The organism is Pseudomonas sp. P7759 (genome assembly GCF_013386445.1).
GTDB classification, from domain to species: domain Bacteria; phylum Pseudomonadota; class Gammaproteobacteria; order Pseudomonadales; family Pseudomonadaceae; genus Aquipseudomonas; species Aquipseudomonas azotoformans_A.
The window spans coordinates 116,724-130,266 of the sequence record NZ_JACART010000015.1 but is presented as its reverse complement, the minus strand read 5'-3'; the positions used below and the strand labels follow the sequence as shown (position 1 = coordinate 130,266).

At 59.0% G+C, this 13,543-nt stretch carries 12 protein-coding genes; 8 read left to right on the top strand and 4 right to left on the bottom strand.

Features of this window, described 5'->3' with window-relative positions:
* Positions 1–322: 322 nt before the first annotated feature.
* Positions 323–631, top strand: coding sequence for a hypothetical protein (locus tag HX823_RS14635; protein WP_033901571.1), 309 nt, complete (start codon positions 323–325; stop codon positions 629–631).
* Between the two features lie 3 nt (positions 632–634).
* Here HX823_RS14635 and HX823_RS14630 read toward each other — a convergent pair whose 3' ends face one another.
* The gene (locus HX823_RS14630) at positions 635–2,458 is read right to left on the bottom strand and encodes a hypothetical protein (RefSeq protein ID WP_177075276.1); all 1,824 of its coding nucleotides are present in this window, start codon (positions 2,456–2,458) and stop codon (positions 635–637) included.
* A 165-nt stretch (positions 2,459–2,623) separates the two neighbouring features.
* Here HX823_RS14630 and HX823_RS14625 point away from each other — a divergent pair, with 165 nt between their 5' ends.
* A complete protein-coding gene (locus HX823_RS14625) occupies positions 2,624–3,112 on the top strand; it encodes a TIGR00645 family protein (protein WP_005791582.1) in 489 nt (162 codons plus the stop codon).
* 15 nt (positions 3,113–3,127) lie between these two features.
* Here HX823_RS14625 and HX823_RS14620 read toward each other — a convergent pair whose 3' ends face one another.
* Complete coding sequence (locus HX823_RS14620; protein WP_177075275.1) at positions 3,128–4,561, bottom strand: glycosyltransferase family 39 protein; 1,434 nt, start codon at positions 4,559–4,561, stop codon at positions 3,128–3,130.
* Between the two features lie 124 nt (positions 4,562–4,685).
* A complete protein-coding gene (locus HX823_RS14615; protein ID WP_177075274.1) occupies positions 4,686–5,711 on the bottom strand; it encodes a hypothetical protein in 1,026 nt (341 codons plus the stop codon).
* Positions 5,712–5,877: 166 nt separating this feature from the next.
* Here HX823_RS14615 and HX823_RS14610 point away from each other — a divergent pair, with 166 nt between their 5' ends.
* From HX823_RS14610 to HX823_RS14595, 4 genes are all read left to right on the top strand, one after another.
* Positions 5,878–6,387 carry a sigma-70 family RNA polymerase sigma factor gene (locus HX823_RS14610; protein WP_177075273.1) on the top strand — a complete coding sequence of 170 codons (510 nt, stop codon included), beginning with the start codon at positions 5,878–5,880 and terminating at the stop codon, positions 6,385–6,387.
* Positions 6,384–7,352 (top strand): DUF4880 domain-containing protein, encoded by a 969-nt coding sequence (locus HX823_RS14605; protein ID WP_177075272.1) that lies wholly within the window; start codon positions 6,384–6,386, stop codon positions 7,350–7,352. The genes HX823_RS14610 and HX823_RS14605 overlap by 4 nt, the downstream gene beginning before the upstream one ends.
* 109 nt (positions 7,353–7,461) lie before the next feature.
* A complete protein-coding gene (locus HX823_RS14600; protein WP_177075271.1) occupies positions 7,462–9,870 on the top strand; it encodes a TonB-dependent siderophore receptor in 2,409 nt (802 codons plus the stop codon).
* Positions 9,871–10,168: 298 nt separating this feature from the next.
* Positions 10,169–11,638, top strand: coding sequence for a hypothetical protein (locus HX823_RS14595; RefSeq protein ID WP_177075270.1), 1,470 nt, complete (start codon positions 10,169–10,171; stop codon positions 11,636–11,638).
* Positions 11,639–11,692: 54 nt separating this feature from the next.
* Here HX823_RS14595 and HX823_RS14590 read toward each other — a convergent pair whose 3' ends face one another.
* A complete protein-coding gene (locus tag HX823_RS14590) occupies positions 11,693–12,568 on the bottom strand; it encodes a WYL domain-containing protein (protein WP_038847644.1) in 876 nt (291 codons plus the stop codon).
* A 119-nt stretch (positions 12,569–12,687) separates the two neighbouring features.
* Here HX823_RS14590 and HX823_RS14585 point away from each other — a divergent pair, with 119 nt between their 5' ends.
* Both HX823_RS14585 and HX823_RS14580 read left to right on the top strand, forming a co-directional pair.
* Positions 12,688–12,945 (top strand): hypothetical protein, encoded by a 258-nt coding sequence (locus HX823_RS14585; protein WP_038847645.1) that lies wholly within the window; start codon positions 12,688–12,690, stop codon positions 12,943–12,945.
* 321 nt (positions 12,946–13,266) lie between these two features.
* The gene (locus HX823_RS14580; RefSeq protein ID WP_038847650.1) at positions 13,267–13,536 is read left to right on the top strand and encodes a hypothetical protein; all 270 of its coding nucleotides are present in this window, start codon (positions 13,267–13,269) and stop codon (positions 13,534–13,536) included.
* Positions 13,537–13,543 lie beyond the last annotated feature (7 nt).

Here is a 13,543-nt window from a genome sequence, read left to right as displayed (position 1 = left end):
GCTGCGAAGCAGCCCCAAAACCAAACAATTCAATCTCACTGGCACACCGCAGCGGTCCTATTGGGGCTGCTGCGCAGCCCAACGCGGGGCAAGCCCGCTCACCACAACAAGCCCATAGCCACAAAAAGCCCGCTCACCATAATATGAGCAGAACCGTCACAAATTTGGCGCAGTTGAAGGGCCAACGCCCGTTGGTCTCTACAACCTTGGTTTGTCGTAGTTTTCTTCTATTCTGTGCTCAAGGGATATCCACAGGAGTCGCTGGATAGAAACAGCCTCGCCCAGGCGCAGGTTGAACACCGATCTACCGAGGGTCGCCGCCATGCCGCGCAACCTTTGCCTTACCCGCCAGTGCTTCGGCCTGGTCACCCGTATCGAATGTTCCATTCGCCCTCTTGCGGGGGATAACGGGATGTGGACGTTATTGTTTGCCGCCGGAATGACCGGTGAACAGCCTTCCACCATCAAGTCCCAAGGCCCGTTTCCAGGGCCCTTCGTGGCGGAAAATATGCTGGAGTCCATCGTCGACAGCCTGACGCAGCACGGCTACGAGACGGCGGCTGACCCGCAGATCTGGTGCCTGCACATGCAGGCCCATCTGCGAGCGCTGAACGGGAACACCCAGCACTGACCGCTATTTGCTCTCGGGCTTGTCCAGCTTGACCTCGAAGCCGTATTGCACGGTGCTCAGGTCGGTGCGCTGGTAGCTTTCCAGGGTGGTCGGCTGGCCGTAGAAGTAATGCACGTCAAACATCGCCGTACCGTATTCCTCGGCGCGGTGGCTGACGCCGAGGATTTCCTTGAGGTAATTGCCGCTGGCGTCCTTGGCGTAGAAGCGCCAGCTGTCGGCAGGGAAGGCCTTCTGGTCGACAATCAGCGCGTTGTCTTTGAGTTCGAGCCCTTTGGGCAGCTTGTTCACGTCAATCTCGTTTTTATCGATGGTCGCCAGGAACAGCGGAATCGAGCCCACCACAAAGGCCGGGTTTTCCGGGAACAGGTTCAGGTCATAGGTCAGGGTGCCACGTGCCGGGTTCAGTTCGAAGGCCTCGGTCGGCAATTCGATCGGCTCGCCACGCTCGCCTTTTTCGTCGGCGGTGAAGAAGGTCACCGGTGATTCGCTGCTGTTGCGCTCGCTGCCCACCAGGTCGTCATTGAAGGTGAACGGGTGGTCGAACACGATGTGCGCCGCGCTGGCGTCCTCGACCGACTGGCTGATGGTCACGCTGTTTTTCAGCTGGTCTTCGGTCATGCTCGCGTCTTTGAGCCAGCCGGCGGCGCTGTCGTCATACACGGTGACTGGCATCGGCAGGGCTTGTACGGTTTTCTGCAGGCTGTTTTTGTCGAAGCGCAACACCGGCAGGTCGAGGTCTTTGCGGGTGCGCGTGGCAGTGGAGAAATCCAGCACGTTGACCTGCAGGTTGTCGATCACACCATTGAAGTACACCTTGGCGTAATGGCTGCCCTGCTTGTGTTCGAAAGCTTTCTGTTCATCGGTCAGCTGTTTTTCGAACGCCTGCGACCAGGCCTTCTGCTTTTGCATCTCGGCCAGCTGTTTCTCGTAGAACGCGACTTGGGCGCTGCTTTCGTTGATCGAGCCCGAGCGCGTGAGAAATTGCCCGGTGGTGTCCCGCGCCTGCACCAGCAACGGATTAGGCGATTCGTCGCCCACTTCCGGCGCCAGTGGCTGGCTGTTGGTCAGCTCGATCTCGGCGTAGTTTTTTTCCAGCAAGACCAGATTGAGGGTGATGTTGCCTTCGGTGCGCTTGTGGCCCACGTCCTTTTTCGACAGGTCAAAGGTCAGCACCTTGCCCGGCGCGACCACTTCAACCGTGCCCTTGAGGCTGACAGGCTGAGGCTGGCTCTTGTTTTCCGTCTCGATGCCGTCGATGAACGGGTAGGTCACCGTCAGGTCATCGGGGTTGGTCAGGTTCGAACTGCTGGGGCTCAGTTGGATGCCCGGATCGGTTTCCGACCATTCCGGCTGGAAAGGGATGACCTTGTTGTTGCTCAGGGTCACCGACTGCCATTCCAGCCCGTGGGGGAAGGGGAATTGGTCGGGGACGTTGAAGTTGAAGGGGAAAACCGGCTGCAGGTCGGTCAGATAGTCGGAGTGGGAGGTCTTGCGCAGCACGAACAAGCCATTGATGTAGGTGTCCACCAGCGCCTGGGGTGTGGCGTAGTGCTTGAGCAGGGCCAGGGTGTCCTCGCCGTATTCGGCTTCGATGGGCTTGGTGGCGAGTTTGACCCGCGCCCGCTCCAGCAACAGCAGCGAACCGCCGAGGTCAGCGACGGCGTCGCGTAGCTTGGGGTCCTGGATGCTGTCGAGGGATTGTTCGAACTTGGCGGTTTTCTCTTCGAGGGTGGTCTGCTTCTGCTCGTCGCTGGGGGAGCAGCCGCCAGTCAGCAGCAATGCCGCGCACAGGCCGATACTGGCCAAAGGGGATCGCACATCCATCATCTGAGTTTTTCCTGTCCGACGTCATCGAGCCGAGTTGTTATTGGGCTCGACACTAGCAGAAAAATTCTCTTACAGATGCCGCAAAGGTCAGTTTTCCGGCGATTACAGGTGTCTTGTGGCGGCTGGTATACTCGCCGCCATTTTAAACAAGCTGTGTGAGATCCCATGGAACGCTTCATCGAAAATACTATGTACGCCTCACGCTGGCTGCTGGCGCCGATCTACCTGGGGCTGTCCCTGGGCCTGCTGATCCTGGCGCTGAAGTTTTTCCAGGAAATCATTCACGTCATTCCCAATATCTTCACGATGCTGGAAGCTGAAGTGATCCTGTTGCTGTTGTCGTTGATCGACATGGCGCTGGTCGGTGGCTTGTTAGTGATGGTGATGATCTCCGGCTACGAGAACTTCGTCTCGCAGTTGGATATCGATGAGAACAAAGAAAAGCTCAACTGGCTGGGCACCATGGACTCTTCGTCGTTGAAGATGAAAGTGGCGGCCTCCATCGTGGCGATTTCGTCCATCCACTTGCTGCGTATCTTCATGGACGCCAAGAACGTCGATCCGCAACATTTGATGTGGTACGTAATCATCCACATGACCTTCGTGGTCTCGGCGTTTGCGATGGGCTACCTGGACAAGCTCACCAAGCACTGATGCCCCGCGCCAGCCTTACTGCTCGACGAAGTAGTAAGGCTGGCGATTGATCGACATCTGCTTGATCACCTTCACCGGGGTGGCCAGGTCGTTGGTATGGTCCAGCAACGCAATGTTGCCGGGCTTGGCACCGAGGTAGCGATGCAACTCGGCTTCGGTCTGTAGGATCGGCAAATAGGCCTGCAGATAGAACACGCTGGCCCCGGCGATGCGCTCGTTGGGCTGGAACAACACCACTTCCTTACCTTCGTCTCTGAATGCCTGGACCTGGCTGATCACCGGTACGAACGACTGGCGTACGTCGGCTTTGGGCGCGAACCAGAAGGCGGCGATCAAGTAGCAACCCACGGCCAGGGTAAACACCCCGCCCACCACGGTTCTGTGATGTGTATGCAGCGCGGGTTTGTGGGTTTTCAGCCAGTCCAGCAACACCCGTGCATATTCTGCGGCCAGTACGGCGGCGGCGGGGGTGAGTGCCATCAGGTAAACGGTGCGTTTGCTCGACGCCAGGGTCAGCAGGGTGAACTGCGCCACCAACCAGATGCTGAAAAACAGATGGTAGCGGTTGCGCACCAGGCTTTTGCGAAAGTGCCACAGGCCCAGGTACACCAGGATGTTCCAAGGCAGGAACGCCTCGGGCAGCTTGGCGATGTAGTAGTAGAACGGCTCGTAATGCCCGGCCTCGACAAACGAGCCGCTGAAACGGCCGACGCTGTTGGTCAGCAACACTTCGGCCACGGCCTGCATACCACCGCGCTGGAACAGGAACACCAGCCAGATCACCAGCGGTATCAGCGCCAGCAAGGTCAATAGCGCGGGCTTGAGCCAGTCGCCAATCTGCAGGCGTTTGTCCATCAGGCTGGTGCTGGCCAGGTACGCGAAAATCACAATGCCCGGCATCGCCAGGCCCAGCACGCCTTTGCTGAGGGTGGCGATCACCATCCCGGCGGTAAACAGTGCCCATGCGCCGGTGCTGGAGCCTTGGCGGTCGGGCCGCACGGCCTGGTAGAACGCCAGCAGCGCGGTGGTCACGCCTAGGGTGAGCAGCGAATCCTCACCCACGCCACGCGCGTTGCTCCAGTAACTGGCCATGGTCGCCAGGATCAACGCCGCGCTGACCGCCAGCGTCTGCGGTCGCCCGAACCTGCGCAGCATCGTGTAAAGCAGCATCACGCTGAACAGACCTGCAAATGCCGAAGCCAAGCGCACGGCCCAGGTGGTGCCGCCAAACAGGCGAATCGCCCCGGCGTCGATCCACAGGCTCAAAGGCGGTTTTTCCAGGAATGGCTCACGAAACAACTGAGGCACTACCCAGTTATTGTCCAAGTGCATGGCCATGGCGATCCCGGCGACGCGGGCTTCGGTGGAGCCTTGCAGCTCATGGTTGCCCAAGGCAAAGAAGAACAACAGACCAGCCAGCAGGAGCAGCAGGGGAGCAGGACGCGTCATGGAGTGTGGCTACCAGGGCAGGAGGACCGTCCGGGGGAACGGTCATTGCAATGGGCTAGTATCCGTGGGCGTTTCTGAATATTTCGTGAACGAGTGTGGGATTTTTGTAAGGCTGAATGCTTGCTTAGGGTGCTTTCAAGCTGGGCACAGCAGCTTTGCCTTGGGCCGTCAGCACCGGTTCCAATTGTTCCCACGTGAAGCTCAGTTCGTTGTCACAGCCATCGCCTTGGGCGGGTGTGGAGAGTTGCAGGCCCTGGGTGTTGAAGCTCAAGTCGAAGGTGGAGTAGCTGGTCACAGCCGGGCACCCTTCGTCGACGGTGGTTTGTTTGGCCAACCAGGCGCTGAAGGTGGCGGGCAGTTTGACCTGGCCCGAGTAGGGCGTGTCCCATTGCTCACGGCCGCCCAGCCAGGTCCAGGGGTCGACCTTTTCACCGGATTGCAGGTTCCAACTGTGCAGGCCCCAACTGATCCCCCCGCGCCCGTAACCCGCTGACCAGCGATAGAAACGCACGGTGATCCAGTGCGATGACCAGTAGAACGGTTCCACCGTGATCTCGCTGGTGCTGGTGCTGCCGCTTTGGTCCAGTGAGTTACGCCGCTCTCTATAAAAATCGGTCTGGCCATCCGGATTGATGGCCATGCGTGCGAGATCCCGGTTGATCTTATCGATGGCTTCCCCATCGCCCTCGAGTTTCAGGATCACCTGCCCGCCTTGGGTCTTCACCTGATAGGCGTGTTCGGCGAAGGTCTTCTTCTCGACCTTCACCGCAGGCGGTGTGGCTTCCAGCGGATTGTTATAGGTGTCGCTGGCGCAGCTGTCCGTGTCCGCGCGGTTGAGCATCAGCGCCAGGCTTTTGCCGCCAATGGCTTTGCTCCAGCTGCCGGTCAACGTGTCGCCTTGCGGATCGTCCAACTGCCAGAAACCGGTTTGCCCTTCTTCCACCCAGGGCTCGCTGGCGTTGGCTTGGGTCAGTTGAATGGGCGTGAGAATGCGTTGGTAGTAATAACTGCCATTGGCGCCGTGGGCACCGTTGAAACAGACGGTAATCGCGGATTTGCCCAAGGCGCCGGTCCAGACACCGGCCAGGTCGGCGGCGGTGGCAAGCAGAGGAACGCAGGCGAGGGCGAGAGCGGCGAGTGGCTTGAACACGGGTATCGGACTTCCGGATGTCTGATAGAGGAGAGCAGGGTAATGGGAAGTACGGGGGAGTCCAAGAGGGCAGGTGCCACGCTCAGTAAGAAACTCCTAACCTGTCTCTAATGAGAAGTATTATCATGTGTGACTTTTCGCAGCCGTCCCCCTGGATATCACACCGATGGCCTCATCTTCTTCTGCCCATCAGGTCGTGGGCGAGCTCTATGCCCAGCATCACAGCTGGGTAGTGCAGTTGCTGCGGCGCAGGTTGGGCGGGCAGGAGCAGGCCCTGGACCTGGCCCAAGATACCTTCGTGCGGATCTTGAGCAGCGGCACCGTGCCGGTTTTCCGTGAGCCGCGTGCTTACCTCACGACGGTCGCCAGTCGATTGTGCGGGCAGTATTTCCGTCGTCAGGCGCTGGAGCGCGCCTATGAGCAATCACTGGCAGTTTTGGAGCCCGAGCACATGCCTTCACCGGAAACCCGCTTGCTGGTGCTCGAAGCGTTGGACTCGGTAGGCCAGGTGCTGGATGGCTTGGGCAGCAAGGTGCGCGAGATTTTCCTGCTGTCCCAGTTGGATGGCCTGACTTATCCACAGATCGCCGAACGCATGGACCTCAGCGTGAATGTGGTGCAAAAAGCCATGCTCAAAGCCTATCGCCATTGCTACCTGGCGGTGTACGCGGCATGAACCGCTTCAAGTCTGCCAACGATCAACCCTTGGACGAATGCGTGCTGGACCAGGCTTTGAACTGGATGGTCGCGTTGCAATCCGGCACCTGCGGCGCCGCTGAGCAGCATGCCTGCCAGCAATGGCGCAACGAGAACCCGCAACATGAACTGGCCTGGCAGCGTTTGGCCGGGCTCAGCCGCGATATGCGCCTCAACACCCAGGCGCTGCCTGCGTCCAATGCCCGACAATTGCTACGGGCACGCAGTGTTCCGTCGCGGCGCACGGTCCTCAAGGGGTTCGCTGGCTTGAGCGTAGCCACCGCGCTGGGTCTGAACGTGCGCGAGCGGGTGCTGTTGCCGGAGCTGTTCAGCGATTACTACACCGCTACTGGGGAGCGACGGCATCTGCGCCTGGCCGATAACGGCGAGTTGCAATTGGATACCCGCACCGCTGTGGATATCCGTGATGCGCACCTGGCACTCAACCTCGGCAGGTTGTTGTTGAGCACCGGAACAAGCGCGGGCACCGCGGTCCAGACGGCTAATGGCTGGATACGCCCGGCGGCGCTGTCGCGGATGATCATCAGCCACGACTTGCCCCGCCAGCAGGGTACGCAGGTGCAGATGCTGTCGGGCAGCGCCTCCATCGAACCTTCGCACGGCGCGAGCCTCCTGCTCGGCATGGGCCACCAATTGAGTTTCGACCGTCTGCAGGGCGGGCCGCTCGCCGCCGTGCCATCCAGCGCCGACGCCTGGACCCAAGGCCTGTTGATCGCCGAGCGCATGCCACTGCGCGAGGTGCTTGAGCAACTCGATCGCTACCGTCGCGGCGTGCTGCGCTGCGATCCCGCCGTGGCGGGTTTGCAGGTATCGGGTTCGTTCTCGCTGGACCATCCCGAGGCCAGCCTGGACCTGCTGGCCAAAGTGTTGCCCGTACGTGTGCAACGGGTGTTTGGCTACCTGGCCACGGTCGTGCCGGCCTGACCTGAAATTATTTTTACATCGCGTGGCAGTTTTTTGAGTCTCGAGCATCAAGACGGGTAAGACGCAGAAAAAAGCGTCCACCCAACCCTTTCACGACAGGACAGTCTTTATGCTCAGCCGCGTCAGCGCTTTGCGCACCGTTATCCTCGGTTTATCGGTGGCAACCGCCAGTCACAGTGCCATGGCCGCCACGGCGGCGCCCGCCCAGGAACAATCCCAGCCCCAGGCGTATGACATTTCGCCCGGCAGTCTTGACCGTGTGTTGGGTGCGTTTGGGCAGCAAGCGGGTGTGATGATCGGTATCGATTCCGCGCTGGCTGCCGGCATTCAGAGCAAGGGTTTGCAAGGCAGTTTCTCTGTGGATGAAGGCCTTGAGCGCCTGCTGGCCCCAGCGAATTTACAGGCAGAGCGTGAGCCGGGCGGCTATCGCGTGGTGGCCAAACCGGTCTCACAGGACGGCAAAATGGAGTTGCAGACCACTCAGGTCAACGCCAACCAACTGGGCACTGTCACCGAAGGCACGGGCTCGTACACCCCAGGCACCATTGCCACGGCCACGCGCCTGGTGCTGACGCCACGGGAGACTCCGCAATCGATCTCGGTGGTCACCCGCCAGGTCATGGATGACTTCGGCCTCAAGTCGATTGACGACGTAATGCGCCACACACCGGGCATCACCGTGTCGACCTACGACACCGAACGCACCAACTATTACTCGCGCGGTTTCTCCATCGAGAACTTCCAGTACGACGGCATACCGACCCTGCGTGATGCTCAATACTCAGCGGGCCAGACCATGACGGACATGGCGATCTACGACCGCGTCGAAGTGCTGAAGGGCGCTACCGGCCTGCTGACCGGTGCCGGCGGCCCTGGCGGCACCATCAACCTGATCCGCAAGAAGCCGATTTCCGAGTTCAAGAGCAGCATCGAACTGGGTGCGGGCTCCTGGGATAACTACCGTTCGCAGGTCGACGTCAGCGGCCCCCTGACCGACACCGGTAACGTGCGCGGTCGCGCAGTGGCCGCCTATCAGGACAAAAAATCGTTCCTGGATCACTACTCGCGCAAGACCAGCGTGCTCTACGGCATCCTCGAAGTCGACCTGACCCCGGACACCCTGCTGACCCTGGGCGCCGACTACCAGGACAGCGACCCCAAAGGTTCCAGCTGGACCGGCACCCGCACCATCTTCGACGCCACCGGCAACAAACTCGACCTGCCGCGCTCGTTCAACAACGGGCCCAAATGGGGCTCATGGCAACAATACAGCCACACCGTATTCGCCACCCTGGAACATAGCTTCGACAACGGCTGGGTCACCAAAGGCCAGTACAACCATCAGGTCAACGGCTATGACGCGCCGCTGGGCTACATCTCCCAGGATTCCGCGACAGCCAGTTCGATCTATGCCGCCAAATACACCGGCGACACCACCAGCGACAGCCTGGATGTGTATGCGTCGGGGCCGTTTGAGCTGTTCGGGCGTGAGCATGAACTGGTGATCGGCCAGTCCGTTTCCAGTTCGCGGTGGAAGGGCAAGGACTACCGTAACCCCGTCTACTTCGACAACTCCTATGATTTTTACAACTGGCACGGCGAGGCTATCGAGCCTGCGTGGGGTAAGGCATCCCGCTTCAGTGACGAAATCACCCGCCAGACCGGCACCTATGTCACCGGGCGCTTCAGCCTGACCGACGCGCTGCACCTGTTGCTGGGCACGCGGGTTGCCAACTATCAAGTCACCGGCACCAGCGACACCGAAGAAAGCGGCAAGGTAGTGCCGTACGCCGGCCTAACGTACGACCTCAACGAGAACTTCACCGCCTACGCCAGCTACACCGAAATCTTCAAGCCGCAGACCCAGTACCGCGATCGAACCAACACCATGCTTCAACCCGACGAGGGTAAAAACTACGAGATAGGCCTCAAGGGCGAATTCTTCAATGGCCGCCTGAATGCCAGCCTCGCCTACTTTGAAGTGCACGAAACCAATCGCCCAATCGCCGATACCGCCTGGAACTCGCAGCCCGCCGTCGATTACGCGTACATGGGCACCGAGAGCAAAACCAAAGGCTACGAAGCAGAGATCTCCGGCGAACTCGCGCCAGGCTGGCAGTTGCAGGCCGGTTACACCCACAAGATCGCCCGCGATGCTGATGGTAAGAAAGTGGCGACCTGGGAGCCAGAGGATCAGGTCACCCTCTACACCAGCTACAAACTCCAAGGCCGCCTGGACAAACTCACCCTCGGTGGTGGCACACGCTGGCAGAGCGCGGGCTGGCAGACCGTGCGCAACTGGGGTTATCCAGGTGGCGGTCGCTCAGAAAAATTTACCCAGGACCCATACTGGCTGGTGGACGTGATGGCGCGCTATCAACTGACCCAGAACCTGTCGGCCACGCTCAACGTCAACAACCTGTTCGACAAGAAGTACTTCACCAACATCGGCTTCTATGACTCGGCGTATTACGGCGACCCACGCAATGTGATGGTCACGACGCGTTGGGATTTCTGAGGCAGATGACAGCAAAAGGCCGAGTTTCCTCGGCCTTTTTTGTTATTGGAATGCTGGTGTGTCTTGGGTGAGGACCAGTACTCGCTCTACCAACAGTTCGCTCAGCACGATCAATTGCTGGCTGGCCAGTAGCTTGTGGCGGTGGGCGCCTTCGCCACCCAGCGCGAGACAAGCCCGCTCACTACAGTGACCTCAAAAAATATGGAGATACCAATGCCTATAGACGCACCTATCCTCGACGTAACCTGTTGTATTGCTTAAGGTATGGCCATTCGATATTACCCATTCGGTGGTCCGCATGAAGCGCGCAGAATTCCTTGCACAACCTGAAGTGGTGGATTTTCTTGCATGGTTGCAAGTTAACTTGCCGGTGCTTTCGTTCAATCTGCGCTTTAAAGCCAGTAACTTCGTGCCCGGTGGTTTGATCGCCCAGGTTCAGGGTTTCGAGCAAGTGATCAAGCACTATCGCTGGAAGGCGAGCTGGCAGGATACGCACCAGAACAATGTCGATTCACAGACCTGGACACAGACCCTACGCTCCCTCGGACAACTGCGCGAATGGCTAACAAGTGCCGTCACTGCGTGTGATGATGTGCAAGCCCTCGCAGCCTGTTTGCAGGTGCTTCGCTGGGGCGGTGTACAGGGTGCGATTCCCTTTTTGCAGCGGCTGGCTGCCGAAGGTCGCCTGACGAATTATTTGCGCAACATGGCCGGGCTTATGGCGCTTGATACTGACCACGACCTGGAGGATCTCAACGCCGAAAGCGTGCAGCGTTTTGATGCGGGCCTGACCAAGATTCACGCATTGCTTGATGTGTCTGGATCGCCAATTTACGACAGTCGCGTCGGCGCTGCGATGGGGATGTTGTATTCACTGTTTCGCGAGCAATGGACCGGCAAGGGAAAACCCTTGTTAGCGTTCCCTTCCGGAGGTGCTCGTGGTAACCAGTTGCGTAACCCGGGGGCGTTTGTGAATGGGTTGGCGGCGCCACAATTTTCATCGATCAATTATGAGACGTGGGCGCGCTGGCAGGTTCGTCTGGGTTGGATTATCCGAGCCTTGCTTGAACGCACGAGCTGGTTTAGTGAGCACGGTGCTTTACCCGCTCGCTGCCACGCCTTTGAGGCCAGCTTGTTCATGCTTGGCTATGACCTGCGCTGTTTTGGCGTGCCGCCCACGCCATTGGAACCTGTGACTCAAGCGCAGCACAGCGAGCGTGAAAGCACGGGCTGGGTACCGACGGGGCATCCCTTCAGCCAGGTCATCCAGGATTACCTCATGTTTCGCCGCAGCGGTGCAGAGGACAATAAAGCGTCATTTGTTGACTGGCTGTCGACTCACCCACGTGACGCCAAGACGATCTCGCGCGCGACTGCACAAGGTTACTGCTTTGCGTTTTCCATGCAGGAGTTCGACCTGTTCGGTCGCCCCATCGAAACCCTTGAACGCATCGTTGAAGGTGGCAAGGACGGCTTGTGCGCGGCACTGGGATATAAGGAACTGGAGCCGTTCACCTTGGCGGATGAGCGGGTCAATGTGTGCCTGGTGGATGTGCTGATCACCGGGAAGGCGTATCAGCAGGCGACGAGCGCGCAGGCGCGCGTCGAGTTCATCCTGAGCGCCGGCTACGCCGGGACCGAGAACGCCGCAAGAACGCTGATGGCCCTGGGGCGCAACGTAGGCAACCACTTCGGCCTGCTCGATGCAGAGCATTTGCCGACGCCTGTGTTCGAGCAGTTTTTTCACAGCTGTTCGCTCGACGCCTGACGTGCATACGGCCGAGTGCGTCCGTACGCGAGCAGAAGGTGCGGCGCACCGCCCTCAATCATGCATGAGCCAGGGCCTCAACTCCTTGAGATTGGTAACCACGATCTGCTGTGCCTCTGGGTTGGTGGCCTGGTTTCTCGGGTCGACCTGATAGCGTCGTAATACATACTTCACCAATGCTTTGCGACTGGCGACAACCAGTTGCCCATCCGTCATGCCGAAGTCGGTTTCGATGATCGCCTGCTGCGCCGCGTTCAAGCGGCCATCGGGTGCAAAGATGATCGGTACTTCGGTGTTCCAGTCTTCGTCCAGCTCACGTGTGTTCTGCGACTCGTCGAGCAGGTCCGGCTCGCCGCGCAGGCGGCTCAATACAAAGTCGCGATACTGGCGGTTCTTCTCACAGTAGGCGCGCACATGCCAGCGCATCCCGGTGTACACCAGGGTATGTGGGGCAATCAGGCGGACTTCCACGTTCGGGGTGTTGAGCGAAACGTATTCGGTTTCCAGGCGCAAACCGTCGCGACAAGCCGCGAGCAAGGGCCGCAGGATTTCTGGCCGAATCGGTCGGTCCGGCACTTCCAGCACCTTGGTATGAGCGTAGGCCAGGGCCAATCCGTCGATGTGCGGCGCCCGTTCATTGTTCTGGTAAAGCAGGTGCAGATAAGCGCTGGCGCTGTCATCGATGAACAGCGGTTTGAACTGTTTGCTCGGTACATAGCCCTTGCGTTGCTTGTCATATGTCAAGTTTCGGGGCGCATGTTCATTGATGTAGGTGTTGATGTCCTTGGAGGCCTGCTGACGGCTGATGCCGAAGCTCTGGATCAAGTGCCCCGTGGTCAGCCGACCTTCCCACCAGGCAACGGTCTCGATCAAACGATAGCGAAGTGCCAGGTCCCAACGGACTTGTTCGATGGATTGCTTGCGTTTCATACCCGCTCCATGTGTGTGAATACTTTACCTGTATAAGTCTACATTCTAGACCTGTCGTTAAACACTACATATCGTGTGACTGTCTTCGGAATACATCGAAGGCATGAAGGGATGTGAGCATGAGTATGTCGGAAGCGGTTTCGACGGGGGCATTGGCGGTGATGGGGATCATCCTGCTGGTGCTGATACAGCAGTGTTTGAAGCTTAGCGAGCTTTGGAAAATGGTCGACCATTATCAGAAAGATCTGCGTTGGGCGCAGATCTGGGAAGTAGAAAACCGCGAGTTGCGTTCGGCGCTGCGGGCCGAAAGAGAACACGTCGCGCAGTTGCAGCGACAGCTGGTGATTTTGCAGGCAATGCTCCCGTTAGAGGAATAAGCCGTGGGGCGGGTATTCAGGAGAACGTATTGATGCCGATAAAACCCAAACCCTTCACGTTTGTGTGTGAAGACTGCAGGTGGAAGAAAACCGTCGCCCCGCGCAGTGATGCACTGATGCCCGGTGATTGGTTTGCGATCTGTCCGAAGTGCGGCAGTACGGCGCTGAAAATGCGCGCGGCAGGGTGGCTTGAGGCGGCGGCAGCGGAGTGGTGCGCGCGCCGCTAGCTGCAGCGGATGGTGGCGTTGTGGCATTATTTGTGGCTGTCTGGGTGTGCCACCGCCGCATCAAGCACATCCGTTGAATCAAGGAGGAAGGGGTATGGGCCTTATAGTCGGTACTGTGTTGGTTTTTGTGGTGCTTGCGGTACTCGCCAGCCTGATTGAGCGAGGCGCCGCTTCGCGGATGTTGCGTCCTTATATCGGCTTGCTGCTGATTTCCAGTGTGATCGCCGGTATGGGTTTATTACTGGGCTTTTTGTCCACAGATGTGCAGGGGTTTTTTTACATAGCAGCCAAAGTATTGGCTGTGTTGGTCGGCGTAGCGCTATGTGCGCATTTGATCATCATCATCGCCAAGCGATGGTTGTAGTGGCAGG